Consider the following 25,555-nt stretch of genomic DNA (forward strand, 5'->3'; position numbering starts at 1 on the left):
CGGATCTCCCCTTCACCCCCGTCCTCCGCCTCCCCGGGGGACCGAGGAAAGGTGGCGGTGGACATGACGCTGAGACGGGAAGCGTTCCTCGATCAGGTGAAGGAACGCGGCCGGTACGACAGCCCGCACGAAGCCGAACGCGCAGCCCGCGTGGTGCTCGCCCTGCTGGGCGCGCACCTGGTCGGCGAAGTACGCGCCCAGCTGGCGGCACGCCTGCCGGAAGCCTTCGCCCTCATCCTCCTCAACCCGCTGCACAGCAGAGAGCCCCTTACTCCGGAGCGGTTCGTGCGAGCGACAGCGGCCTGGATCGAGGGAGCCACCGAGCAGACCGCGGCCTGGGACGTCAGCGCCGTCCTCAGCACCGTCGCCGACGCCGCCGGCGACGACCTGCTCGGCCAGATCCTGCTCCAGCTCCCCGCGGGCTACGACCTCCTCTTCGGCCGCCCCCAGCCCACCTGATCACCGGCACAACTCCCGCCCGCACACCGGCGGCGACGCACCACAGAAAGGCAAACACCGCAGTGATGTCCGACCGGCGTCCACCCCTGCAGCGCACGCCCGTCATGACCTACGAGCAGCTGCTGGAGAAGGTCCGATATGAAGGCGCCTATCCCACCCGGGAGAGAGCAGAGGAAGCTGTCCGCCTCGTCCTCGCAGGACTCGGACGCCAGCTGACCGGCGAGGAACGCGTCGAACTCGCCGCCCGCCTCCCCGTCGAAGCCGCGACGATCCTCACCGCACAGATCCCCGAGACCCAGCCACTCACCGGATGGGCCTTCGTCAAGGACCTCGCCACCCGCAGCGGCGCCACCGCGGCCACCACCCGCTGGGACACCGGATCCGTCCTCTCCACCGTCGCCGCCCTCGCCGGCACCGGTCTCCTCACCCGCATCCTGCACCAGCTCCCTCCCGGCCACGCCCTGCTCTTCGGCCGGGCCGAACTCATCCAAGCCGCATAGGCACCCGGGCTCTTCGACGCCGGAGCACGCCGGGGACCGTGACGCGTCCACGGGCAGCAACGACCTCCACACCGCAACTCAGCCGGGGCCCGGGGCCGGCGAAGGCTGATGCGGCTTCTTTTGAGCTGCGGAGGTCGTTGCTCCGCCGTCGGTTATCCCTGAGACCAGGAAGCGCCCATCTCATATCCTCGGGCCGTGCACGAGTATCAGGGCCTCACGTCATTGATCGAGTCGGCATGGGAGGAGCTGCACGGCTCCCGTCCCGGCCGCCGGGACCTCTGCCTCGATGTTGTCAGCGACGTTCTGGAGACCGGCCGACTGACACCCGAGGACGCGGAGCGGGCCGTCGAACGCCTCGTCACGGTCGCCCTCTCCGATGAGAGCCACCCGGTGCGGGAGTCCGCGCTGCACGCAGCCTGCACCGCCTCCACGCACTACGAACTTCCCTACCGGGTGGTGGAGCCGCTCGCGGTCGGCGCGGATGTCTTCGAACCTCCGCTCCTGGCCTACGTCATGGCCATCCTCGGCTCGACTCACGACCAGGCGGCGCTGCCGGTCGTCGAGCGGTTCCTGCACCACCCCGACCCCGAGGTGCGCAGGGAGGCGGCGGAGGCAGTGAACGAACTGCACTGGAGCCGGGAGTCCGCCCAGGGAGGAACAGCCCCGTAATTCCGGCGCTCAGGTCGCCCGCCACGTATGGTCCGGTGGCTGGGTGGGCACGTCCTGGAATCCTCAGACGGTGTAGGTGAATTGCCACCAACTGCTGCTGGGGCCTGCGCTTCCGTCCTCGGCGATGCCGGTAACCCGCCAGCGGCCCGCCTGGGCGCCCACGAAGTCGAACTGATAGGTGGTACTCGCCGTCTCGTCCCGGATCCAGGGGCGCCAGTCGGTGTCGTAGAACTCGACCTCGACGGTGTACCGGCTTGCCCCGCTGACGGGCTCCCAAGTCAGCGTGGTGGTCCGGGGGGAGGTGTCGAACACCGTGCCGTCGGCGGGGCTGACCTGCACGGGTGCCTGCATGCTCGTGTCGTAGCGGAAGTGTCGCCAGGGGCTGGTGCTTCCGCTGGTGCCGTCCGCCGTGAGGGCGGTGACCCGCCACCGGCCCTCGTTGTCGCCGGGCCAGGTGAAGTTGTGACTGGTCTCGGGCGTTGTGGTGTTGGCTTGGGGGGACCAGGCCCCAATGGTCACGCAATGGTGGCACTCGACCTCGACACGGTAGTCGGATGCGCCTTTCACACCAGCCCATTCGACGGTCGTGGTCCGCGGAGACTGGGTGAGCACCGCCCCGTCCGCCGGCTGCAGGAGCGTGGGGGCGGGCAGGGTGGACGACGCGCTGCTCTCACCCCCGCCGCGGGTCGTGGACTCGCTCTCGCCCGTACCGCCCTTGGTGGCATCGCTGTCGGTGGCACCGGTGCCTCCCGCGCCGCCGGGGATGCGGGACGAGCCACCGTCGGGGTCGCCGCTGGTACCGCCGTTCTGGTTGGTGCCTTGGGAGGGTGCGGCCGAGTTGTCGTCGGCGGGCAAGTGGTCACGAACGAATCCGGCCACCAGGACGGTGCACACGACCAGGACCGCGATCGACAGGAGGTAGGCGGCTGCATGGCCGACGCGCCTGACGGCCTCCCCTGACGGTAACGCGGTGGTGGGCCAAGCCTCAGCGGGCCGAGGCGCGGGTGGAGAAGGTGCGGGCCGGGAGGGGGCGGCGAAGGTTGTTTCCTCGTCAGGAGCGTCCTCGACGGGCTCGGCGCTCTCCATTTGACGGATCAGCGCCTGATCGACCTGGTCCAGCAGCCAAGCGGTGTTGTCCAGCATGGCGTCGACAGCGGGCGGGCGCTGAGCACCGGGGGGCGGCGTGACGATGGGCTGCGGAGGCAACGGGATTCCAGAGCTCGCGACCCGCCGGTGCAGTCGGGCGGCTTCGTCGCGGAGCTGGACAGCGGGATGCTCCCGGCCCAGGTCGTCATCGGCCGCGGACTCCGGTGGCCGGGATGCCTGCTCGGCCGCCATGGACCGCTGGCGGCGCCGGATGTCCTCCGCCTTCTTCTTCAACCGGTAGTAGGCGGCGAGTTCAGGCCGGGTGACCTCAACGGCCCGCAAATAGCGCTCCCACAGGTGTTCGCGGACGGTGTCGGTCAGCGGCTGCCCGAGGGTCACCTCGACCAGGTCCAGCAGCGCGAACAGCTCCGCGTAATCGGGGAGTCTCTGGCCGTTGGCAATCGTGCCGAGTTGCGTCTCGCTGTATCCCAGCTCCCGGCCCATCTGGACATCGGTGAAGCCCAGGTGACTCATCCGATCGAAGAAGACCGCCTGTAGCAGGTTGACGAAGTCCCCTCGCTCCGGCGGTTTCGCCCCCTCCGGCAGCCCTTTGCGCGGGTGCCCTCGAGGCCGCCCTCGCTCTGGCCGGCCGCTGGTGTTCTGCCTCGCCAAGTTCTTTCCCCCCGACCCCCGCCCAGGGCTCTGCTCCACCCCTGAACTGCGCGTTCAATCCTCAGCAGCAGGTTTCTTCTGGCCACGGGCGGGGGTGCACCCTCCCGTCGTCTGCTTCGGAAACAGCGCCCACCCGCTGCGGCAGGAGACCAGCATGGCCAACAGGAGTCACCCACCGCATTCGTTCGGACACATTCGGCACGAGCGTCACCCCCAGGGCTGGTGGCACAGGTCCCCGCTCGGCCGCCCAGCCGCACAGGCGGCGCATCTCCGGCCGGTCTGGGAGTTGAGGGCTCTGGCAGGACGCCTCGTGCAGCCGAGGCCGATCGGCGGCCTGGGTCCACTCGGCCGGATGACGCCGGGGGGTCAATCACTGCCCCCAGCTCGTCGTCGACTTCCCCGTGCTTCGGCCGAACTGCCCGCACCCGCACTTCGGGAGTGGTACCCGCGGCCTCGGTGGCCTTGTTATGTTCGGCAGGCTCGGTGGCCTTGCGCTGACGGTCTTGTGATGGTGGGCGGCGCGGGCGCGAGCCTCGCCTGCTGCCGGGGCATCCTCGTCCAGGACTGAGAAGGGGTTTGTGGGGTAGGCGCGCCCCGCGAGATCGACGCTTCGGACGTGAGGCGAACTGTATGGACATTCCTGGGCAGGATGAGAGCTCCCAGCCGTTCGTGGACCGCCCGATCTCGGTTTCCGCCGCGTACGAGGGCATCGAGGACATTGCTGAGGCTCGAGACCTGACCCGGTCGTTCCTGGCAGACCTTCAGGCCGTGCATGGGCTGGCAGTGTCCGCCCGCGCGCAGGGCATGGCTCAGTTAGTGGTGAGTGAGCTGGTGACCAACGCCCGGAAATACGCGCCGGGCCCGTGCCTGCTGACCCTGGAAGTCCGTGAGGGGGCGGTGGAGGTGACGGTGTGGGACAGCGAGCCCTGTCTTCCCGTTGCCCAGGCGGCTGACCCGGGCAGGGTGGGCCAGCACGGGCTGGAGATCGTCGTGGCGGTCTGCCGCAGCTTCGAGATGCACCGGGAGCCGGTGGGCAAGCGCATCACGGCGGCCGTGGTGCTGGCCGACGACGCGGTCGGGGACGAGGGTGGCGACGGCGTGTGCTGATCAGCCGCCAGGCACCGCAGGCGCTGGCACGCGCAGTAACTGCCGCCTCGGGCCGGCCACCGGGAGCGTGGCCAGGCCCTCAGGTGGGTGGCGGCAGACGTGGTGGCAGTCGCACGCGCTGTCGGGACGATGTGGAGGCGGATCGTGCGACCCGCGTCACGGAAGCGTGCTTCCCTGCAGGCGGTTGCCCGGGATGGCGAGGTGCGCGGTTCGAAGCTGGGTGAGCACACGGCCTGCCGGACGTAGCCGCGGCCATCGTCCGGGTCCAATTCCGCGCCCAGCACCACTCGGCAGTCCTTGACGAGGCGGTCAATGTGGAAGCTGAGGCCGCGTACGCGTTGGTCCGTTCAGTGTCGCCAAGTTCCTCAGGATGGCAAGCCGGCTGGGCAGCACCCGAGCCGTACGCCCTGACGGACCCTGCATGAGTTCGCCGACGAGGACCAATCCGCGGCCGTTACAGGATCGGATTACGTCCGTAGACGTTCTGAGCCTGGAGGCCATTCTGTGAAAGAAGCCGTTCACATCGGCAGAAACCCCTCGTCAAAGCCGGATCTCCAGGAGCTGGTGGGTCGGGTGGCGCTGGGTGACGAGGATGCGTTCGCCGCCGTGTACGACGCTGTCGCGGGCCCTGTGCTGGGGGTCGTGCGGGCCGTCCTGCGGGACCAGGCGCAGTCGGAGGAGATCGCCCAGGAAGTCCTGGTGGAGGTGTGGCGCACCGCCCCGCGGTACCGGCCGGACCGGGGCACGGCCCTCAACTGGATCCTCACGTTGTCGCACCGGCGGGCCGTGGACCGGGTGCGGTCGGTGGAGGCCGCGGCGGCGCGGGACCACAAAGCCGCACTGTTGGAGCGGACGCCCGAGTTCGACGAGGTGACCGAGCAGGTCGAAGCCCGGCTGGAGCGCGAACAGGTACGACGCTGTCTGCGCACGTTGACCGAGATCCAGCGGCAGGCCGTCACCCTCGCCTACTACCGGGGACTCACCTACCGGCAGGTGGCGGAGTCGCTGTCGCTTCCGCTGGGCACCGTGAAGACCCGGCTGCGGGACGGCCTCATCAGGCTGCGCGACTGTCTGGGGGTGACCGCGTGACGACCACCGAACTGCACCAGCTGACCGGTGCGTACGCGCTGCAGGCGCTGTCCGACGAGGAGAGCGTGGCGTTCGAGCGGCATCTCGCGGGCTGTGCGGCCTGTGCGCAGGAGACTGCCGAACTGTCCGCCACCGCGGCCCGTCTGGGGCTGGCCGCCACGGTGTCGGCTCCGCCTGCCCTGCGCGAGCAGGTGCTGCGCCGGATCGGCACTGTACGGCAGCAGCAGCCGTACGGGGCGGCTTCGGTGGTGGACCCGGTCCGGGCGAGGCTGCGCGGCCGTCACCTTGCCCGGTGGGCGCTGGCCGCCTGCCTCGCGGCCGCCGCCGCGCTCGGCGGCACGGCCCTCTGGCAGCACGAGCGGGCCGAGGACGCGATCCGCGAGGCACGTCGGGCGGAGCAGGTGACGGACGAGATCGCCACCGTGCTGGCCGCGCCGGATGCCAGGACGAGGGCTGCGGCGCTCGGCGACGGCTCCACCGGCACGGTCGTCGTGTCCCGCAGCAGGAATCAGGCCGTGTTCGTCGTCGCGGGGATGCCGCATCCCGACCGCGGCAAGGTCTATCAACTGTGGTTCGACGACGGCGACAGCATGCGGTCGGCCGGTCTGATGGACCCCGGCCGGACCGACCAGGCTGTCTTGTTGCAGGGCGGAGTCGGCGGGGCCTCGGCCATGGGGGTCACGGTGGAACCGGCCGGCGGCAGCGAGCAGCCCACCTCCGCCCCGGTGGCCCTGTTGTCCTTCCCGACCTGACCGCAGGATGCGCACCGCAAAGACCGCCCGGAATCGGCTCCGGGCGGTTTTTGCGTGCCCTACTGAATATCCGCCAGCCCATTGATCCGTAGCCGTACGGGCCGCGGATTGGTCTGCGAAAAAATTCCATCCGATCGTGGGAGCGACCAATCCGCCGTCTTTGCGGAATCGGATTCCCCACGTGACGGACGACAAGAAGGAAGCACGCGCCTTGGGCGCCTGGACCCGCCCGACGGCCGGTGCGGTGAGCGGTGGCGTCGCGGGTTTCGCGGCACTCTCCGTGGCCGAGCTGGTCTCGGTGGCCGTGCGCCCGCAGGCCGGACCCGTCATCGCGGTGGGAGGCGCGGCGATCGACCGTACGCCTACCGCCGTGAAGGACTGGGCGATCCGCAATTTCGGGACGGACGACAAACTCTTCCTGCAACTCGGGATTTTCGCCGTGCTGGCGCTTTTCGCGCTGGTTCTGGGAATGGTCGCCCTGCGATTTCGGCGCACTGGCGCCGTCGGTGTTCTGCTGTTCGGCGTGGTCGGAGCGGCGGCGGCCTTGACCAGGCCCGACGCGCAGGGGCCGGTCGACGCCCTGCCGTCCCTGGTGGGCGCCTTCGTCGGTGCCGTGACGCTCTACCTCCTCGCAGCGCTGTCGGCGCCGCTAGGCGCAGGGTCTGATGGGCCGGCCGGTGCCCGAAGTGCTGGCGGGTTGGCCGGTGCGGCAGATGCCGGTGGGCCCTCCGGTGGGGGAGGAGGCGACACCGGTGGGCCGGGCTGGGACCGGCGCCGGTTCGTCATCGCGGCCTCCGCTGCCGCCGCCGTGTCCGCCGGAGTCGGTGCGCTGGGCCGGGGTCTGAACCGGGCGAGCGGGCGGGACGCGGTCGCCTCACGCGACCGGCTCGTCCTGCCCAAGCCCGCCTCGACCGCGCCCGGCGTGCCCAAGGGCGCCGAGCTGCGCCTTCCCGGGGTGAGCGCCTTTTTCACCCCGAACGACTCCTTCTACCGCGTCGACACCGCCCTGGTGGTGCCGAAGGTGGACGCAGGGAGCTGGAAGCTGCGCATCCACGGCAAAGGGGTGCGGCGCCCGCGCACGCTCTCCTTCGACGAGCTGCTGCGGCGAGAGCTGATCGAGCGGGACATCACGCTGACGTGTGTGTCGAACGAGGTCGGCGGGCCCTTCGCGGGCAACGCCCGCTGGCTCGGCGTACGGCTGGCCGACCTGCTGGCCGAGTGCGGGGTCATACCGCCGTCCAAGGGCGGACCGGCCGACCAGCTGGTGGCTCGTTCGGTCGACGGCATGACCCTCGGCACCCCCGTCGAGGACGTCATGGACGGCCGGGACGCCCTCCTCGCGGTCGGGATGAACGGCGAACCGCTGCCCTTCGCGCACGGCTTCCCGGTCCGCATGGTGGTGCCCGGCCTCTACGGGTTCGTGTCCGCCTGCAAGTGGATCGAGGACATCGAACTGACCACGTTCGACTCCTACGACCCCTACTGGGTCAAGCGGGGCTGGGCGCGGCGGGCGCCGGTGAAGACGCAGTCGCGCATCGACACACCCAAGCCGTTCGCCCGCCCCAGGTCCGGCACCGTCCAGGTCGCCGGGGTCGCCTGGGCCCAGCACCGCGGCCTCGACAAGGTCGAGGTCCGAGTCGATGACGGTCCCTGGCAGCCGGCCCGGCTGGCCGCCGAGGACAGCCGGGACACCTGGCGCCAGTGGTCCTTCCCCTGGGAGGCCACCAAGGGAGGTCACACCCTGACCGTGCGCGCCACGGACCGCACCGGCCGGGTGCAGACCGACAAACGCACCCGGACCGTCCCCGACGGCGCGAGCGGATGGCACTCCGTTGTCGTGACCGTCGACTGACCCCCCGTACCACCTGCCCCTTTTCCCAACACCGCAGCCTCCGCTGCATTCACCACAGGAGAATGTTCATGAGCACTCGTATCCGCCGTACCGCCGTCGCCCTGGCCGCCGCGGCCGTCCTGCCGCTCGCCCTGAGCGCCTGCTCCGACAGCGGCAGCGATGCCGCCGAGTCCGACAGCTCCTCCAAGGCGTCCGCGTCGACCCCGGCCTCCGACGAGAGCATGGCCGGCTCCGACAGCACCGCCGGCATGGACGAGCCCTTCGGGCCGGCCTGCTCGTCGGTGCCGACGTCGGGTGCCGGTTCCTTCGACGGCATGGCGCAGGACCCGGTGGCGACCGCCGCCTCCAACAATCCGGCGCTGTCCACCCTGGTGTCCGCGGTGAAGAAGGCCGGACTGGTCGACACCCTCAACAACGCGCAGAACATCACCGTCTTCGCGCCGACCAACGACGCCTTCGCCAAGATCCCCAAGGCCACCCTTGACAAGGTCCTCAACGACAAGGCCCAGCTGACGAAGATCCTCACCTACCACGTGGTGGGCCAGAAGCTGACGCCGGCGGACCTGGAGAACGGCTCCTTCGAGACGCTGGAGAAGTCGAAGCTGACTACCTCCGGTTCCGGTGAGTCCTACACCGTCAACGAGTCCGCCAAGGTGGTGTGCGGCAACGTGAAGACCGCCAACGCCAACGTGTACATCATCGACACGGTGCTGATGCCCAGCGCCTGACGCCGAACCGGGAATGAGGGGGCCGAGGCCGGATGGCCTCGGCCCCTACCCGCCCACCGGTTCAACGGACTCCGCGTTCAGAGCAGCGGTGCGTCCGCGCCTGCGGGAACGCAGGTGACGGCCGAACTCATCGGTCAACTGCCCTTTGGTGTCTTCCTCCGCATCGCGGATGTCCTGGACGCGCTCGGCCTGGCCGAGGTCTCGGCCAATGCCGAGGGTGAAGTCAAGTGGAGATCGCACGGTCACCTGAACGACGGAGGCTATGGCTCCCGCCACGGCTCCCGGCCTTGACTCGGCGTGTGCACCACGCTCAGAGGTTCGGTTTGCGCCGGGGCCGGTTCAGTGCGGTGGAGTGGGGAAGCGGCGTCGGCGGAACCGTCTGTCGTTCCTTAAGCGGATGGCGTCATAGGGTGTGGTCTCCACGAGGACCGCCAGGTGCTCGAAGGATCTCCACAGGCCGCCGGCTTCGCGCCTGCCGAGGAGTTGACGTTCTCCCTGAATGAACGGTTCCAGTGCCTGCCATACGGTTTTGATGCCGGTGTAGTGGATGGCGACGGCGATGTCTTCTTCCAGGGTTCTGGTGACGACGAGCATTCCCAGATCCTGGTAGAAGCCTCCGACGAGCAGCACTTTGTCGCGTTCGGACGGCGGAAGGCCTGAGATGCCCAGGGCGGGGTCGCGTCCGTCCAGGGATGTCGTGACGAAGTCGGTAGCTTCCTTGAACTCGGGTGCACGCGCGCGGGATCCCAGTTCCAGGATGTACAGCAGCAGGTTCGTGCGTCGCGTGTCGGATGCCTGCCGCAAAGCCGAGGCCGCAGCGATCACGACGGCCACCAGGGCGACGGTCAGGGTGAGAAGGTTGAACAGCAACATCGGCCCCCAAAGTGTGCTGCGCAACGTGAGGTCTGCCCGACGCCAGCTCCCGCCACACCCTGGAAGCAGGTCCTATGGCTGTCGTGGCTGGGCTTCGTCGGGGCGCGGGCGGGCTCGGTTCTCCCCGCGGCGCGGTCTGGGCCCTGGCGCCCGCCGCCTGACGGTTCCCGCATCCAGGCCCCGGGCCGGTGGCGGCTCGAGGGTGGCCCTGCCCATGGAGGCAGCGGGCACAAGGACTGCGAGTGCGGATTCTGCGGCAGTCCGAAGCCCGCTGCACTGCAACGGCAAAGGGTGCTCCGGAGGCCCGCTGAGGTCGGAGTGCAGGGCTGATCATGACGACTGTCTCTTCGCATGGTCCGTCGGCGAACACCTTCAACTCCTCAAACTCGGCTGCATCGCCGCCAGGTTGCAGCGGAGTGTTGGTGACCACTGACTCCGAAACCGAGCGGCACTGCTGCTCGGCGGGCGTCGGCAGCCACCGAGCGGGGTCCTGGCCGCCCGATTCAAGTCGTTGCTGCGTGCGGTGACCGCCACGAGAAAGACGGCAGCGGCCGCTCGTGGGCGTAGGGCCTCGCGACGGACGGCCGTGCCGCACAGTTCTCCCAGCCGGCAGTACGCGCCATTCGAGGTGAGCAGTCCCCGGCGTCGACGCCGACCGCTGGTGCTCCACGCCGGCCTGGGGACGGGCATCATGGTCGGTTCCGCCGGGGGTGTCAGTGGCGTCCGGCATAGTGCCGGGAATGATCAACAACTTGGAGAGCATCGACTGGGCGTCCATGGGGCACGCCTACGGACCCGCCGGTGATGTTCCGCAATGGCTGCGCGACATGGCCTCGCCCGACGCCGAGGTCCGGGAGCAGGCGTTCAGCAGCTTCTACAGCGCAGCCCACCACCAGGGGGACGTGTATCCCTGCACGGTTGCCAGTTTGCCGTTCCTGTTCGCCATGGCTGACACCCCCTCCACGCCGAATCGGGCATCGGTGGTCGCACTGATCGTGAACATCGGTCGTGAAGCCGTCAATCGTGACGAACCCGGCGCCGTCTGGATCGGTCCCGACGGTGAGGAGTCCACTGCCTATCAGGACGCCGCAGCGTTCATACGCCGGCGCGGCGAGGCCTTCATCGGCTATGCGCGCAATGCCGACTCGCAGGTGCGTCGGGCCGCCATCGCGGGCTTGGGACTGTTCCTGGATGACGCCGAGCGGGCGGCAGGGGCCCTGCGGGACCGGCTCACCGTCGAGGACGGCATCACGGAGCGGCTGCTGGTGGTCCGGACGATGGGCGACCTGGCGCTTCGGCTCCCGGCGGCGCGGGTACCGGCGCGGGAATGGTTCGACCTCCTCGCCGACGGGATGGCAGTGGATGCCGATGTCCGTCTTGCGGCGCTCGTCCAGCGGGCCCGCTGCGTTCCCGAGTCCATCGACGACACCACAGTGCCCACCGCGATCGGACTCCTCCGCCGGATCACGCCGATACCCCGGCCCGAGGAGAGCGAGGTACAGGACGAGAGCAAGGGACCGTCGGGACCGTGTACGTGTCCTGTCGAGGCCGACCGCGACCCTGGTGTGCCTGCGCACATCGCCGCGGCCTTCGCCGACCTCGAACGCCACGGACGCGTCCACGCACCGACGACCTCCCTGCTGGTGACCTTCCACGAGGTGCTCGACTCGCGTGTCGAGGACCGGACGGCGCTGCTCCGCGAGCAGCTGCGCAGCCCCGATGCGGCCACCCGGTACGACGCGATCAAAATGGCACGCGGCCTGATCGCTTCCTGGCGGGGAGAACACACTCACCTGGTGCGGCTCCTCGCCGAGTGTCTTCTGCCATGCGACTCCTATACGTCGGCGGCAGCGGCAGAGGCCCTCGGGTCCCTGGGCCGACTGGCCGAGCCGGCCCGGGAAGCCCTCGCCGCCTACGTCATCACCCACCGCACCACACACCGGCCCGATGTATGGGCGAGCCCGCACCCCGAGCTGCGCCGAGCCCATCAGCAGGCCGTTCTGGCGCTGGCCCAGCTGGGAGACGAGCGGGCCTTGCCGGGACTACTGACCGCGCTGGATACCGGTGTTGACGCCTGGCGAGCCGTGAACGCGGCAGGACATCTGCCCCAGGCCGCCGCCGAACTCACGTCCCGACTCGTTCGCCTCCTCGCCGCTGTCGATCACTCACGGGAGTGGCCCGATGTCAGCCCGGCGTCGCTCGCCTCCGCCCTCGCCGAACTGGGGGATCCGGCGGCCGTACCTGCCCTCGCCGACGCCCTCCAGGCCGCCGTCCGGCACAAGCAGTGGCGCACCGTCGAGCCCGTGCTCAGGGCACTTGCCGCGTTCGGTACCCGCGCCGCCTCCGTCCTGGACACCGTCCGGCCCCTCACCGAGGCGGACAACGCGGACGTCCGTACGGCCGCGGCAGCCGCTGTATGGGACATCGAGCACCGTCCCGAAGGTGTCGTGCCGCTGCTGGAACGCCTCCTTGACGACCGACGGAACTTCGCCGCCATCGGCCTCGCCGGCCGGATCGGACCTCCCGCCGCTCCTGTCCTGCCTCGCCTGCGACAGATACTGACCGAGCAGACGGAGATGAACGCACGGAACGTGCAAGACGATGCCGCGGTACTGAATGTGGGGAGCGCGTGGACTCTCGTCCGCACGGCATCAGCACTGTGGGACATAGGGGGAGTCAGCGAGGCCGACACCGTTGTGTCGGCGCTCCTGAACGCCTGGAAGGACAACGACGCCACCGCGCCCGATGTCCTCGCCTGCCTGAATCGCATGGGCCAGGCTGCACGCCCTGCCCTGCCCCGGATCCAGATGGCGCTCGCGCAACCCCACCGGACCAACGACCCGTGGAGTGCGGCAGTCGCTCCCGACCTTGAGATCGAGCGCATCTGCCGTGCCCTCGTGACGCGGCTGCGAGACCTCCCGCAACCTGCCCCCGCCGAGGAGGAATAGGCACCACCGTGTCGGTATGCAGAGCGCAGACCAAGGCCGGACATCGACGTATGGGTGCGAGGTTTTCACCGAGGTCGTTTGATCATGTCACTGTCGGTTGTGCTTCGTTGTGGACCCTGGCGGGCCAGCAGCCCGGGCAGGGTGGCCAGTTGGCCGCAGGCCTCGCTGACACAGGCGAGAGCCACGTGCCACGGCGCGTCGTTGGCGGACAGATTTGCGGCGGTTTGCTCGATTGAGGGATGAGCCACTGCCGGTGGCCGCGCAATATTCCGGTCAGGGTCTCCAGTGTGGCCCGACCGGTGGGGGGTGTCGGGCGGGAGTACCTGAGCGACGTTCGTGCTCGCGCGCATCGTGGCGATGCCCATCGGCGGCGCGCACGGGTCCTGGTGTGGCTTGATGCCATGAACTGGCTGCCTCGCCGTCTTCCGTCGGCGAGGACGCCACCCACGATGACCAGGGTCAGCACGTCCGGCACCTGGCAGGGTTTGCCCGGCCTTGTCCCCGGCACCGCCCAGCATGAGCTGAGCGTTGGGATTCACGGGCAGGATCAGGCTTGCTCGATTCGACGGAGCAAATTCGAGCCGAGTTCGAGAACCATGATGCCGCGCGGCCCTGCCACGACTGCGCGATTGCGGGCGAGGAACCTCGTGCACCACAGGGGCGAGCCGACTCGAAGATGGTGCTCCCGGAGGCTCGCCGGGGACCACAGGGCCGCAGAGCAAGTGTGTCCGCCAGTGAGGACGAGAGGCTGCGTGTCGACCTGGATGGAGTCAACAGTTGACAGTGCCATGTGATGAGCCTGCTCGAGTTGAGCGTTGGCGATGAGGGAGCCGTCTTCGGTGTTCCAGATGTGCAAATGTGAATAGACACCGGCTCCGATGGCGACCGGAGTGTCACCCATGCGGCCGAAGGTGACAGCGGAGATGGCCGACGGGTCACCATTGTCCAGGGTAAGGACGGGTAGGTCGAGATGACGCGTCTCGTTCCTGGTCACGGTCCACAGCCGGGGCACCGGGGCTTCCCGGGCCCAGGTAATGAACCGATGGGCTCCGGTCGGCTGTTCTGGAAGCGGAGCTACCAGGAAGTGGCCAGTGTGGCAGGTCACCGGTGGCCGCGCGGACTCACCGGAGGCCAACTCTGTGAAACTCATACGTCCGCTCGCCGCCGTGGCGAGCAGCAGCGGCCGCTCGCTGTTCATGACGGCGATGCGTCTCCACTCATCGTCCGCGGCAAGCCGGAAGTCGTACGACGGTTGCCCGTCCGGAAAGTTACGTAATGTAACAAGACCCTGCGCATCCAGCGTGACGAAGGATCGTGGGTTGCCCGGCACCGTTGCTGCGCAACGGAAGCTCTCCTCGTCGTCTTGCCTTAGCTCGGCAAGCACGGTGCCGCTGTCCGCATCGAAGATCACGATGGACCCGTCGGCCCTGATAGCCCCGACGCAGCCGCCCCCTGCGGAGTCGGCTCCACAGATGAGGTTGTGGTGTTCACCTGCGGAAGCCGTCGGGTCGGGTGCAGAGATTTGACTGGCGCGGACGGCGCCGTCACGTCCGCCGGTGACGAGGAGGCCGACACCGTTGATTTCACAGTGTGCGAGCGACTGCACTCCGCCGTCGTGAATGGCCAGTTGTCGAACTTCCCGCTGGCCGGAACCGCGTAAGTAGAGGTTGCCGTTCCAATCGCCCCAACACCACAGATCATTGTCGCGGCCCGCGATGAGAGTGGTGAACACTCCGGCGCGGCCGTGATGCGGGTCTCCGACAGGTTCTCCGCGTAGCGGGTCCCAGGCGATCACCTGGCCTGAGTCACTTCCCAGAAGCACCACGGCGCCGTCCTCGTGTTGAGCGAGTGACGCCGCCCAGAACTGCGTGTCACCACGGAGGTTCGGCGACTGCGCTTCGGGGCGGAGCGGTTCATTGAGCGGGCGCCCGACAGTGAGATCCCACGTCGTGACGGCGCCCTCGCTGTCACGTACCACCGCTAGGCAGCGCGCGCCGACGTTGTCCACGGCGAGAACCTGGTCGTCCTGGCCGATGGGAACGCGCGGCATAGCCAGCGCATGCCCGTTCCGGGCCAACAACACGTCGATCACGTGGTCTCGGCTGACCGTAGCCACTGCGGCTTGACCTGCGATCTGTAATGGCCAAACACCCATGGGCTCACGATTGCTTGCCAGAACCCGCTGGGGTACCGCCGCGGCCGTCGTCGTGCGCAGCAAGGTTCCATCCTCGTGCAGCGTCACGATGGAGAGGTTGTCATCCTCCGAGAAGGCCGCCATGTCGACGATGGGGGAATCCGGTTCTCGTGCGCCAGTAGCCACGGGGGCACCATCGATGAGGCGCCACGACCGGACGTTCCACGCGCTCGCCGAGACCACCACTACGCCCATTGCTGTCTCAACGGTGGCAATGGCGAGAACGTAGTCATCATGATGACCGAGCATGCGGCTCTCGATCAGGGCATCCCAGCGAGCCCAGAGCACCGACCAAGGGTGACTGTCGACTGCTGCGCCCAGTTCCGCAGCGAGGTGATCGTCGCCGGCCATACGGGCCGCCATCTCGAGGTAACAGATGCGTTCGTCTTCCGGCGCGACGAGGAGTTGCTGGCCAACTCGCTGAATGATGCGAGCTACTCGTCGGCCTGACTCGGTGACGGCACCAGGTAGCGCCGCCAGCAGGCGCGCCGGATCCACAGCACCAAGAAAGCCCGCGTCATCCAGGAGCCGGTCCAGCACCTGGCCCTCTCTCGCGTGAAACGGCAGATGACTACAGGTGTATGCGTCAGCGCGTGTCCAGTCTGGCCCGTCGGCGACGGACGCGGGCAGGTTCTCAACGAGGATGTCCGTGAGCCGACGGTGGATTGCGGATGCTGAACGCTGTCGAGTGCTCAGCTGACGCAGGTGTTCGCCGAGCGCTTCGTGAAAGAGCCGGAAGGCGACAAGGTCTCCCTGGGTGGTGCGCTGGAGCAGGTCCGCCGCACCGCTGTCCAGAAGTAGCCGAGTGACATCGCGTTCGGTGTATGCGCCTGTTCCCAGCATTCTGGCCGCGTCCGCCCAAGTCCGTGGATCGCAGAAGCCGTCCCCTTGAGACCAGGACAGAGCCATCAGAAGATCGCGCAGCCATGGGCCCCCTGGCCGAATATCGCGAAGGTATCGGTCCATGGCGGCACCGACTGTGGTGGGAAACGTCTCCGCCCACCCAGAGCTCGTCGTGTCTACGGGTGCTTCAGAAGCCATCAAGGACAGTGCCGTCAGCTGCGCCACCAGAAAACTGGAACCGGCGCGGGCTGCTACGGCGGCAGCGACCATGGTGGCCAATTCGGGACGGGCGCGATAGGGGCTGCGGATCTGCGGGTCCGGTTCGGCCAGCAGGGTGCGACGGACGTACTCGGTCACATCGCGTCGATCCAGATACCGCTCCTCGTCGAGGTCGAGTACGACTGCCGAGGCTCCGAACAGACGCAGCAAGTGACTCTGGCCTCCTCGCCGAGTACCAACGAGCAGGCGGATTCCCGTTCGCTCGGACGCTGCTGCGAGCGGCTCCAGCAGGTCGATGATGAGCTGGGAGGCATCAGCAGACTCATCAACCCCATCGACCACGATCACACCAGGCTGGGGCGACGAAGCCTCACGGAGATGTGCCAGGAGGCCGCTACACGTCACCTCGTCGATCGCTAAAGCGCGTGTGATTTCGGCGGCCACCTCGTCTGCCGTGCGACCGCGGACGTGCACGGCGGCACTGATGGAACCGACCGGCGGTCGTGTCTCCAACGGTGCGGTGGCAAGCACCGCGCTGCGCAGTTCGGCATGGGCGAGACTCACCAGCCGTCCGAGTATCGCCGACTTGCCAGATCCTGGGGCGCCGGTGACGACGCGAGACCGCGTGATGTCCGGACCGTTGCCGTTGATCCAGTCCACCAGTTCACGTAGCGCTTGAACACGTCCGATGAAGTAGGAGCCGTCGCGCACGATTGAAGGCAGGATCCCACGGCCTCGTGGGTGGAAGTGACTCCGCAATTGCTCCGCCCGCTCTGACGCTGCATGCTCAGCCTGACGAGTCATCAGCTGCTGATGCTGTGCCCGCTGTGAGACTCGATCCCGGAGCTCGTCCACGACCGGTGGCGCCACGAACCCCAAGACCACGATCAGGACTGTGAGGATGACTATGGCTGGGGTGACCGGGTCCGACGTGAGCAGTCCCAGCAAGGCCCCGAGTGCGATCGCCAGGCCAGGCAGGATGTAGATCAACAAGCGCTCGGTAAGCGACCGCCGGTTGCCGCGTTGGCGCAATGGGTGCACGGACTCATTCGTATAGGCAGCCTCCCCTCGTTGTCCATGGCACCCCTCGATTGACCACGTGCGCTGCTCCTGCTCGGCGTGACAGGAGTTGCCACGGCGAATGGGCATAACTGATGAGAGAAGGGCGTCGAGCGGGACGGCTCGACGTGAGTCATCAAGCCGTTTTCACAGAGAACGGGCGGGCTGAGCGCGGACCAAAGCCATAGGTAGTGGGCAGTGCACGCGCTGGAGATCGGCGCCTGGTGCGGCAAGACCGTCTCCACATGCTCTGGCGCTGACTGACGGCTCGTCTCCCGCAATTGCGCTGCCCGCTCCGAATCGGCAGGTCCGCCTCCGGGATCCGCTGCAGATGACACCCGACGGAACTTGTTCCTGTGTGCTGCACCGGCCGCAAGTGCGGGGTGAACTCGGTGACGGGGAAGATGCACTGCGGGAGGTCACAATGGCTTACACCCTCGATCCCGACTGCTACGTCTGGGCCCGCTACGAGTACGCCCCCGGGCTGCTTGCGCCGGCCGTCCGCAGGAGGTACGCCTGCAGGCGGACATGGCGACCCGTCACGAGTCCATCCCGTAGCGAGAGTTAGGACCCTGACGCTTGAACCCACGCGGATAACCCGGCCGCCGTCAACGACGCACTTGGCGCGGAGCGCCAGGCCCACCGCTGGTGGGTACCGCGCTCGCCTACAGCCACGCTTCCTGAGGTTGGCGGACTTACTCGACAACCTCGCCGGGTTGGTCGCGTCCTACCCGTATGTGCAGGCCTCCGCACGCAGTTGGGCCGAGCGGCCCGGCATCCCAACCCCTTCGCGCAGGCCTGACTACGCAACGGTGCCTTCTCGCCTGGCTTCGGCAGACGCTAGTGCTGTGACCGCAAACATTCACCGGCCTGACGAGTGCCCCTCCTTTGACTGAGCAGACGTTCAGGAACACTCAAGCAAGGGAGGTGTCGCAGGAAGGTGGCGCATCACAGATCGGCGGATGAGCCTTGTCGTCGGGAGAGGGCTAGCCTGCGTCGCTCTCGGTCGATCTCGGTGACGACCACCGTGACCTTGTCGCCGACCTGGACGACATCTGAGGGAGTCTCCACCGGTGTCCAGGCGAGCTCTCGCAGGTGAACCAGTCCCTCGATTCCGTCGGCGACCCGGACGAAAACGCCGAACGGGATCAGCTTGGTGACCTGGCCAGGCAGTTTCTGCCCCACCGCAATGGTGTCAGCGAATACCTGAAAGGGGTCCGGTTGTGTGGCTTTCAAGGACAGTCTGGCCTCCAGGTTCCACGTGTCGAACTGGAGGAACTCGCACGAGAGGCGCTGTCCAACCTGCACGACCTCGGTGGCCGCCTCGAAACGTCGCCAGGACAGTTCAGCGAAGGAGATGAACCCGACGCCGGGGAAGACCGGATGGTCGGGTCCGTCGTCCAGCGCAACGAACACACCGAACCGTTCGATCGCTGTGACGGTGCCGGAGAGCAACTCGCCGGGGTGCAGTGATTCCAGGAAGGCCCAGAGTTCCGGGTTCTCAGACGGTCCACCCAACATGCTCCCAGCCTTTCACGAGGACCCGGGCACTGGGTGGGAAGTGCGCTCACGCTGCGGTCCTTGAGGGGACGTCCGCCCCAGCGGATGCCTTTCTCGCTGCGGATGCGGGCGCGTTCACGTCGTTGGCCAGGCCGATCTCATTGAACCGGTGGATCACGTCCCGGACGGTGTCCTCGTCGGCCTGCACCAGCTGGGCGATCACGGGCACCCGGTTCCCGTTGGCCGAGGCCAGCAGCATCATCGCGCGCCGGGAGCGCACCGAGCTGGTGCTGCCCCGACGCACGATCTGCTGCAGCTTCTGCCCCTCGTGGTTGGTCAGTCTGCGCCCGCGGACAGGCTCAGCCACCGCACCTCAAGCGGTTGGATCGGACGTCACCACTGGCCGGGCCGTGGTGGTGCGTCACAAGCCCGTGTGGGCGCGGCCCTGTTGACGGTCAGCGGTGACACCCCCGTCACCCTGCCCGGTGAGCTGGGCCGTGGGGGAGCACCAGCGGTTGATGGTTGGCCGGGCCGTGTGTACCGGCGTTTGCGGGGCATTCGCACGGCACACGGGCGACGAGCCTCAACCCGAAGGGATGCACCCCATGTTGGCCATCATCTCAGCAGTACTGTTCTTCATCGCCTACCTGATCAACGCTGCAGACATCTCCACCAACGATGCCTTCAGCTCGACCAATGTGATGCTCCTCGGGCTGACCGTGCTCGCCCTGCACCTCGCTGGGATCGGCAGCGGTTGGTCGCGTGGCGGTCGCAGACGCTGACGCCGCGGGCGCGGCACACCGGTGCACGGGAGGCACGCGCGCGACCCGGGTGGTATGGGCTGCCCGGGCAGCGTGCGCCGCGAGGCTCGAGCGACCGCTGCCGACCCGGGCCGACGGCACTCCGCGCGGCGTATCCTGCGCTGGTGGATTTGCGTTTCGTGACACGTCGGTCGGACTCGTTGTGGGTTGACAGTGTGTGGACCTGCACCAGTGAGCAGGTCACGGCGATGACGTCGGTTGCGGGGGTGCGCTGGGGCTTGGTGTTCTGGGAGCAGGACGGCCAGTGCTACGCGGCTGTCACCGGCCCCGAGACGCGGACGAGCACGGCTCCGGTGCCGGAAGGGGCTGTGTTCACCGGTATCGACTTCGCGGTGGGCACCTCGCTGCGGGCCCTGCCCACGGCGCAGCTCGTCGACGGTGGTGTCGAGCTTCCGGACACCACACGCCGGACGTTCCGCCTGGATGGCGGACGCTGGGAGATACCGGTCGCCGATGACGCCGAGGCTCTGGTGGAGCGGCTGGTGAAGGCCCAGATCGTGGTGCGCGATCCGCTGGTCGCCGAGGTCCTGCAAGGCCGTGACCCGGCGGTGTCGGGGCGGACCGTGGAACGCCGTTTCCGGGCCGCGACCGGCCTGACGCGGGGCAGCATCCGGCAGATCGAGCGGGCCCGTACGGCGGCGGAGCTGCTGGCGGCCGGTAGCACGGCCGCCGACGTGGTCGTCAAGCTCGACTACTTCGACGAGCCGCACCTGGCCCGGGCGCTGCGCGCCTATGTGGGGCGCACTGTCGGGCAGCTGCGGGAGGGTGCGGGCGGCGCGATCGCGCTCGACCTGGGTCAGCGCCTCACGTCGTAGACCAGTTTCAGGATGCCGTTGGAGTAGCTCTCCGACTCCCGCAGCGACAGCATCTGCTTGTCCCGGTCGGACCGGTCGAACAGGCTCTTGCCGGCACCGAGCAGGACGGGGAAGACGAGCAGGTTGTACTGGTCGATCAGGCCGGCCTCGGACAGCCGCCGCGCCAGCTCGGCGCTGCCGTGGATGTAGACGGAGCCGCCCTCGCTCTCCTTGAGCTCGGCGACGTCTTGCGTGGTGCGCAGGATCGTCGTCGGCCCCCACCCCTCGACGAGAGCATTGTCGGGCAGCGTGCTGGAGACCACGTACTTGGGCAGCTCCTTGTAGGCGGCGTGGTCTTCGGAGGCGGGCCAGACCGAGGCGAAGGCCTCGTAACTGCGGCGGCCGAACATCAGCGCCGTCGTGTCGGACAGTTCCTCGCCCTTCAGCGACCAGGCCTCGGGGACGAACTCCAGGTCCTTGACGACCCAGCCGCCGCTCCGGTGCCCTTCCTCGGGGCCGCCGGGCGAGTCCAGAACGCCGTCGAGCGACATGAATCCGGTGTAGACCAACTTACGCATCTGCTGTCTCCTCATTACGGGCTGAGCTCCTGAGATCAGGCTAGATCGAGGCCGGGAGCGGCGTCTTGGACGGAAACGACACCGGCTGGGGGCGGCCGGGGAGGCCGTGCGGCCCTGGCCCGGCATGCCGGCGGGGGCCGGGGTCTGCCGGGAGCGTCTCCGGCTGGCCGGGCGTGTGTGCATCCGGCCGAGTGAACGGGCCGACTGGTCCCACCGCCGGTGTGAGGCTTCCGTCCGGGCGTTCTGCCGGTGGTATGCCGTCAGCTGCCCGCAGGGCCCCTCGGTTCGTGGCGCGTCCGGCGGGTGTCTGCTGGCCTTGTGATCGCGGCGGTGACCGGGGAGTACGAGTGTCACGGATCGCGGGTGCGCGTCGGGTGGGTGGTCGCTGGGTGAGGAAGGACGAGAGGCTTTCAGCATCGGTTGCGGCACGCCGGCACCAGACGTTCGACACCGGGGTCGTGGTCCTCACGTGCACGCGGGCAGACTCGTCTGCGTCCGTGGCGGCACAGCCACTGGAGCGTTGCCCGCCGGCCCGGCCACCGCCGGGGCGGCGACGGGCCGGCCGTCACGCAGCTCCAACCTCGTGCCGGCGAAACGGGCGCGCAGGCGTCGGTCGTGCGTGACGACCACCAGAGCGCCCGTGCAGGTCGCCAGCGCAGCCTCCAGTTCCTCGACCAGCGCGGGCGCGAGGTGGTTGGTGGGCTCATCGAGCAGGAGCAGGTCGACAGGTCCACTGACCAGCCGGGCCAGCTCGATGCGGCGCTGCTGTCCGTACGAGATCTCTCCCACGCGCAGGTCCAGATCCGCTCGCTGGAACATGCCCAGCGCGAGCAACGCTTCGCGGTGCTCGTCCGGGCTGCCTTCCCGGCCTTGCCCGAACGCCTGCACGACGGTCAGTTCCGGCGACCACCGTGCCCCTTCCTGGCGAAGGTGTCCGACCCGTCCGGCGATCCGCACCGAACCCCCGTCGGGCCGCAGCTCGCCCGCGAGGACGCGCATGAGCGTGGACTTGCCGGCGCCGTTGGGGCCGGTCACCAGCAGTCGTTCGCCGGGCCGGATCCGCAGTGCGTCGATGTGCAGCCGCCCGGCGACGTGGACGTCGGTCAGCTCGGCCGCCGCCGTGGTGCTTTTGCCTTCCGTGGTGGCGAAGTGGGCGGTGAGGACGAGGGGTTCGGCGGGTGCCACGACCGGGGCGCTGGTCAGCCGGGCCGCACGTTCCTTGGCATTGCGGATTCGCGACATCGCGCCGTGGCCGCCTCCCCGCGCGCGGAATCCGCCGTGGCCGAAAACGCTCAAAGCCATCTTGCGGGGGATGGCGTCCAGGCGCGCGACATTCGACTGCGCGATCTGCCGGTTGCGGGCCAGCTCGGTACGCCAGGACTCGTACGCCTGCAGGCGTCGGCGCCGCTCCGCCGCCTTGGCGCGGAGGTAGCCGTCGTATCCGTTGCCGTAGCGCGACACCTTGCCGGCGTCGACCTCGAGCACGGTCGTGCTGAGCCTCGCCAGGAACTCCCGGTCGTGGCTCACCGCGACCACCGTCCCGGGGTGCGTGCGTAGGAACTCCTCCAGCCAGCCGACGGCCTGGTCGTCCAGGTCGTTGGTGGGCTCGTCGAGCAGGAGCAGCTCCGGTTGCGCGGCGAGCGTGGCGGCCAGCGTCAGGCGGGACAGCTCGCCGCCGGAGAGCGTCGCCAGCTCCCTGTCGAAGTCCAGGTGCGGCAGGCCCAGTCCGTGCAGCGCGATACCGACGCGCGTGTCGGCCTCGTAGCCGCCGCGCGCTTCATACTGCGCGATCAAGTCGGCGTATGCCGCGTACGGGTCATCCGCACCGGCCCGGTCGGACCGCTCGGCATGCGCCAAGGCCGCTTCGGCCTCCCGCATGCGGGATTCCAGCTCGCGGAGGTCGGCCAGCGCCAGGTCGACGGCGTCCCGCACCGTGGCCCAGGCCGAGTGCGCAGGCTTTTGAGGCAGGTAGCCAGTGCCACCGGGCGCGGCGACGGTCAGTTCGCCGTTGTCGCTCGGTTCCTGCCCGGCGAGGAGCCGCAGCAGCGTCGACTTGCCCGAGCCGTTGGCGCCGACGACGCCGACCTTTTCGCCAGGGCTGACGGTGAAGGAGACCCGGTCGAGCACGACGCCGGTGCCGTACCGCTTGGTGACGTCGCGGAGGGTGAGTTGTGAGGTACGCATGGAGGTCTTCCCCATTCCCGGCCAGGCCGATCGAAGTGATGTGCAGACGTATCCGGTGCCCTCGCGGGAGACGGGGTCCGGCTGGGGTGGGGTGGTTGCGGTGCGTCCTACGGGATGCCTCTTCTCGTTGCCGTGATGACTCGGGTGCGCGTCGGCCGTGCGCCGGGCGGCGCTGGGTCCTTCGGTGGATCAACCCGAGTAGAGACGAGACGGTTCGTCTTGCCTTGGGGGATCACTATGCAGGCTGCCGTCGCGAGTGTCAAGACGGAACGTCACGTCTTCCGTGAAGGCCCGTTGGGCGGGTGGGGGAGTGTCGCCTGCCCGAACAGCAGCATGGATCCAGGGATGAGCGCGGTCAGCCGATCGTCAGCCGCCACCTCTTCCGGCGGCTGTAGGCCGGCGCCCCTTATGGTGTTGACCGCCGCCGGGAGGCGGTGTTGAAGTCGGGCGCGTGGACAGCATCTTCGCCAACCGGCGGCTCTGGAATGAGATCAGCGGCGATTACCAGCGCGAGCACGATCCGCAGATCGGTGCTGCACCCCGGTTGTGGGGGATGTATTCCATCCCCGACGCGCGCCTTGGCGCGCTGGGTGACGTCACCGGTAAGCGTGTCCTCGAATTGGGTTGCGGTGCCGGGCAGTGGTCCAGGGCGCTCGCTGCGGAGGGCGTCAACGTAGTCGGGCTGGACCTGTCCGATGCCCAACTCGCCGCAGCGGCCGACGCGATGGGAGCGGCCCGATACCCCCTGGTGCAGGGCGCCGCCGAACAGCTTCCCTTCGCCGCCGGCAGCTTCGATGTAGTGTTCTGCGACTTTGGCGGGCTCAGCTGGGCGCCCCCGCACCTGGCCGTACCCGAGGCCGCACGCGTCCTGGCCCGCGGCGGGCGCCTGGTGTTCAACGTCGCCAGCCCCTGGTTCGAGGCGTGCTACGACGAGGCCGGCAGCCGGGTGACCACGACGCTGCAACAGGACTACTTCGGGCTGGACACGATCGCCGAGGGCGACGGCGCGACCAGCTATCAGCTCACCTACGGCGACTGGGTCAGGGTCCTGCGCGGGGCGGGTCTGGTCATCGAAGACCTCATCGAGCCGCGGCCCGAACCCGGAACAGCCAACGGCTACAACGAAACCGACCCGCCCGACTGGGCACACCGCTGGCCTGCGGAACTGCTCTGGGTCACTCACAAACCGTAGAGTTTCCGCCGCGTGGGGAACAGGCGCCGCCGCATCTGCCGTAGGCCCATGGCCCCGAGGGCTGCGGCATCACAGTGAGCATTGGCGAAGGCCCCGTACACGTGCATGGCGCGACCACCATGGGCCTCGCGCTGTGGCACCGAACGACGCCGCTCGTGATCAGCGGGGGAGCTCGCTCGGGGCAGTACTCCTGGAGGCGCCCTTGTCCGGCATTCTTGCGATCCGACGAAGCGGCTCCCGGGCCCGACCCCCGTCCCGCCTCACTGGGCCGTCTCCCCTCTCGCGGGTGAAGTGTCCGCAGTACGGTCGCCCCATCACTTGGTGGGAACGTGCCCATAGAGTGCGGGGTGTACCGCGAGCACCGCCGAACAGGAGAAGCACGTGAGTGAACAGCCCGTCCGTTGGGGTGTCCTGGCGACCGGCGGTATGGCCGCCGCCTTCACCGAGGATCTGCTGCTGTTGCCGGACGCCCGGGTCACCGCGGTCGGGTCCCGGTCGGCGGAGTCCGCGCAGGCATTCGCGGACCGCTTCGGCATCCCCCGCGCCCACGGCAGCTGGCGGGAGCTGGCCGCGGACCCGGAGGTCGACGTCGTCTACGTCGCCACCCCGCACGCCCAGCATGTCGCCGCCGCGACGGCCTGCCTGGAGGCCGGCAAGCCGGTGCTGGTCGAGAAGCCCTTCGCGCTCAGCGGCAAGCAGGCCCGTCGGCTGACCGAACTGGCGGAGAAGCAGAACCTGTTCGTGATGGAGGCGATGTGGACCTGCCTCAACCCGGTCGTCCTGCGCATCGCGGAGCTGGTGGGCGAGGGTGCCATCGGTGCGGTCCGTGCCCTGCACGCCGACTTCGGCGCCCGCGTGGACGCGCCCCAGGACCACCGCTTGTGGGACCCCGCGGCAGGCGGCGGCGCCCTGTTGGATCTGGGCACCTATCCGGTCGCCTTCGCCCACCTGATCCTCGGCGCTCCCGAGACGGTCGCCGCCCACGCGCGGCTGTCGCCGCGCGGTGTCGACGAGCAGACGGGCATCCTGCTGGGCTACCAGGACGGCGCGATGGCCGTACTGACGTGCTCGCTGCTCGCGCAGGACGAGCACCGGGCGACGGTGTACGGCACCGCCGGCCGCATCGAGATACCGGCCGACTTCTACAATCCCCGCTCCTTCGTCCTGCATCGGGACGGCCATGAGCCCCGCACTGTGACCGCCGCGCCGCAGGAAGGAAACGGCTACGGGCACCAGGCCCGAGAGGTGATGCGCTGTCTGCGGGCGGGCCTGACGGCGTCACCGCTGCTGCCCGCGTCCCACACCCTCGCGGTGATGGACACCCTGGACCGGGTGCGCGAACGGACCGGGGTGCGCTACCCCGGGGAATGACGCACGCGAGCCCGCCGTGGGGGCCCGGGGTGCGGGGGCCCCCGCGGGCGGGGGGGGCCCGCCCC

Annotated in this window: 20 protein-coding genes and 1 pseudogene; 14 read left to right on the plus strand and 7 right to left on the minus strand. The window is 68.9% G+C overall.

The features are described from left to right. The first annotated feature begins 63 nt into the window (after positions 1-63). From ACWDRW_RS36000 to ACWDRW_RS36010, 3 genes are all read left to right on the plus strand, one after another. A complete protein-coding gene (locus ACWDRW_RS36000; RefSeq protein WP_451731370.1) occupies positions 64-459 on the plus strand; it encodes a DUF2267 domain-containing protein in 396 nt (131 codons plus the stop codon). 65 nt (positions 460-524) lie between these two features. Beyond that, positions 525-959 carry a DUF2267 domain-containing protein gene (locus ACWDRW_RS36005; RefSeq protein WP_451731373.1) on the plus strand — a complete coding sequence of 145 codons (435 nt, stop codon included), beginning with the start codon at positions 525-527 and terminating at the stop codon, positions 957-959. A 195-nt stretch (positions 960-1,154) separates the two neighbouring features. Continuing rightward, positions 1,155-1,628 carry a HEAT repeat domain-containing protein gene (locus tag ACWDRW_RS36010; protein ID WP_451731376.1) on the plus strand — a complete coding sequence of 158 codons (474 nt, stop codon included), beginning with the start codon at positions 1,155-1,157 and terminating at the stop codon, positions 1,626-1,628. A gap of 63 nt (positions 1,629-1,691) precedes the next feature. Here the strand turns inward: ACWDRW_RS36010 and ACWDRW_RS36015 are convergent, their stop codons facing one another. Then, a complete protein-coding gene (locus tag ACWDRW_RS36015) occupies positions 1,692-3,248 on the minus strand; it encodes a hypothetical protein (protein WP_451731379.1) in 1,557 nt (518 codons plus the stop codon). A 768-nt stretch (positions 3,249-4,016) separates the two neighbouring features. Here ACWDRW_RS36015 and ACWDRW_RS36020 point away from each other — a divergent pair. The 6 genes from ACWDRW_RS36020 to ACWDRW_RS36045 all read left to right on the plus strand — a co-directional run bounded on the left by ACWDRW_RS36020 (position 4,017) and on the right by ACWDRW_RS36045 (position 9,205). Next, positions 4,017-4,493, plus strand: a complete 477-nt coding sequence (locus tag ACWDRW_RS36020) for an ATP-binding protein (protein WP_451731382.1) — start codon at positions 4,017-4,019, stop codon at positions 4,491-4,493. A gap of 504 nt (positions 4,494-4,997) precedes the next feature. Next, positions 4,998-5,582 carry a sigma-70 family RNA polymerase sigma factor gene (locus tag ACWDRW_RS36025; RefSeq protein ID WP_451731385.1) on the plus strand — a complete coding sequence of 195 codons (585 nt, stop codon included), beginning with the start codon at positions 4,998-5,000 and terminating at the stop codon, positions 5,580-5,582. Next, positions 5,579-6,334: an anti-sigma factor gene (locus tag ACWDRW_RS36030; RefSeq protein ID WP_451731387.1), complete on the plus strand. Its 756-nt coding sequence runs from the start codon at positions 5,579-5,581 to the stop codon at positions 6,332-6,334. The genes ACWDRW_RS36025 and ACWDRW_RS36030 overlap by 4 nt, the downstream gene beginning before the upstream one ends. A gap of 181 nt (positions 6,335-6,515) precedes the next feature. Further along, the gene (locus ACWDRW_RS36035; protein ID WP_451731390.1) at positions 6,516-8,186 is read left to right on the plus strand and encodes a molybdopterin-dependent oxidoreductase; all 1,671 of its coding nucleotides are present in this window, start codon (positions 6,516-6,518) and stop codon (positions 8,184-8,186) included. A 68-nt stretch (positions 8,187-8,254) separates the two neighbouring features. Beyond that, positions 8,255-8,914 carry a fasciclin domain-containing protein gene (locus tag ACWDRW_RS36040; RefSeq protein ID WP_451731393.1) on the plus strand — a complete coding sequence of 220 codons (660 nt, stop codon included), beginning with the start codon at positions 8,255-8,257 and terminating at the stop codon, positions 8,912-8,914. 114 nt (positions 8,915-9,028) lie between these two features. Then, positions 9,029-9,205 carry a hypothetical protein gene (locus tag ACWDRW_RS36045; protein WP_451731396.1) on the plus strand — a complete coding sequence of 59 codons (177 nt, stop codon included), beginning with the start codon at positions 9,029-9,031 and terminating at the stop codon, positions 9,203-9,205. 48 nt (positions 9,206-9,253) lie between these two features. Here the strand turns inward: ACWDRW_RS36045 and ACWDRW_RS36050 are convergent, their stop codons facing one another. After that, positions 9,254-9,787: a DUF4760 domain-containing protein gene (locus tag ACWDRW_RS36050; protein WP_451731399.1), complete on the minus strand. Its 534-nt coding sequence runs from the start codon at positions 9,785-9,787 to the stop codon at positions 9,254-9,256. Between the two features lie 740 nt (positions 9,788-10,527). Here ACWDRW_RS36050 and ACWDRW_RS36055 point away from each other — a divergent pair. Beyond that, on the plus strand, positions 10,528-12,735 hold the full coding sequence (locus ACWDRW_RS36055; RefSeq protein ID WP_451731402.1) for a HEAT repeat domain-containing protein: 2,208 nt from the start codon (positions 10,528-10,530) through the stop codon (positions 12,733-12,735). 547 nt (positions 12,736-13,282) lie between these two features. Here the strand turns inward: ACWDRW_RS36055 and ACWDRW_RS36060 are convergent. The 3 genes and pseudogenes from ACWDRW_RS36060 to ACWDRW_RS36070 form a co-directional block, all read right to left on the minus strand. Beyond that, on the minus strand, positions 13,283-16,981 hold the full coding sequence (locus ACWDRW_RS36060) for an NACHT and WD repeat domain-containing protein (RefSeq protein WP_451731404.1): 3,699 nt from the start codon (positions 16,979-16,981) through the stop codon (positions 13,283-13,285). A 1,017-nt stretch (positions 16,982-17,998) separates the two neighbouring features. Further along, positions 17,999-18,571, minus strand: coding sequence for a S1 RNA-binding domain-containing protein (locus tag ACWDRW_RS36065; RefSeq protein WP_451731406.1), 573 nt, complete (start codon positions 18,569-18,571; stop codon positions 17,999-18,001). A 124-nt stretch (positions 18,572-18,695) separates the two neighbouring features. Beyond that, positions 18,696-18,917, minus strand: a pseudogene (locus ACWDRW_RS36070) (helix-turn-helix domain-containing protein); the annotation flags it as partial. A gap of 238 nt (positions 18,918-19,155) precedes the next feature. Here ACWDRW_RS36070 and ACWDRW_RS36075 point away from each other — a divergent pair. Continuing rightward, on the plus strand, positions 19,156-19,332 hold the full coding sequence (locus ACWDRW_RS36075; RefSeq protein ID WP_451731409.1) for a hypothetical protein: 177 nt from the start codon (positions 19,156-19,158) through the stop codon (positions 19,330-19,332). A 143-nt stretch (positions 19,333-19,475) separates the two neighbouring features. Then, positions 19,476-20,186, plus strand: coding sequence for a helix-turn-helix domain-containing protein (locus ACWDRW_RS36080; RefSeq protein WP_451731411.1), 711 nt, complete (start codon positions 19,476-19,478; stop codon positions 20,184-20,186). On the opposite strand, the gene ACWDRW_RS36085 is transcribed toward ACWDRW_RS36080, so the two are convergent. Together ACWDRW_RS36085 and ACWDRW_RS36090 are read right to left on the minus strand one after the other, a co-directional pair. Next, positions 20,168-20,743, minus strand: coding sequence for a dihydrofolate reductase family protein (locus tag ACWDRW_RS36085; protein ID WP_451731414.1), 576 nt, complete (start codon positions 20,741-20,743; stop codon positions 20,168-20,170). The genes ACWDRW_RS36080 and ACWDRW_RS36085 overlap by 19 nt on opposite strands. A 465-nt stretch (positions 20,744-21,208) precedes the next feature. After that, a complete protein-coding gene (locus ACWDRW_RS36090) occupies positions 21,209-22,927 on the minus strand; it encodes a TlrC/CarA/OleB/SrmB family ABC-F type ribosomal protection protein (RefSeq protein WP_451731417.1) in 1,719 nt (572 codons plus the stop codon). 451 nt (positions 22,928-23,378) lie between these two features. Between ACWDRW_RS36090 and ACWDRW_RS36095 the strand changes: the two genes are divergently transcribed. Continuing rightward, the gene (locus ACWDRW_RS36095; protein ID WP_451731419.1) at positions 23,379-24,119 is read left to right on the plus strand and encodes a class I SAM-dependent methyltransferase; all 741 of its coding nucleotides are present in this window, start codon (positions 23,379-23,381) and stop codon (positions 24,117-24,119) included. 381 nt (positions 24,120-24,500) lie between these two features. Continuing rightward, positions 24,501-25,490, plus strand: a complete 990-nt coding sequence (locus ACWDRW_RS36100; RefSeq protein WP_451731422.1) for a Gfo/Idh/MocA family protein — start codon at positions 24,501-24,503, stop codon at positions 25,488-25,490. The last annotated feature ends 65 nt before the right edge of the window (positions 25,491-25,555 follow it).

Source organism: Streptomyces sp. NPDC003635, from assembly GCF_053587635.1.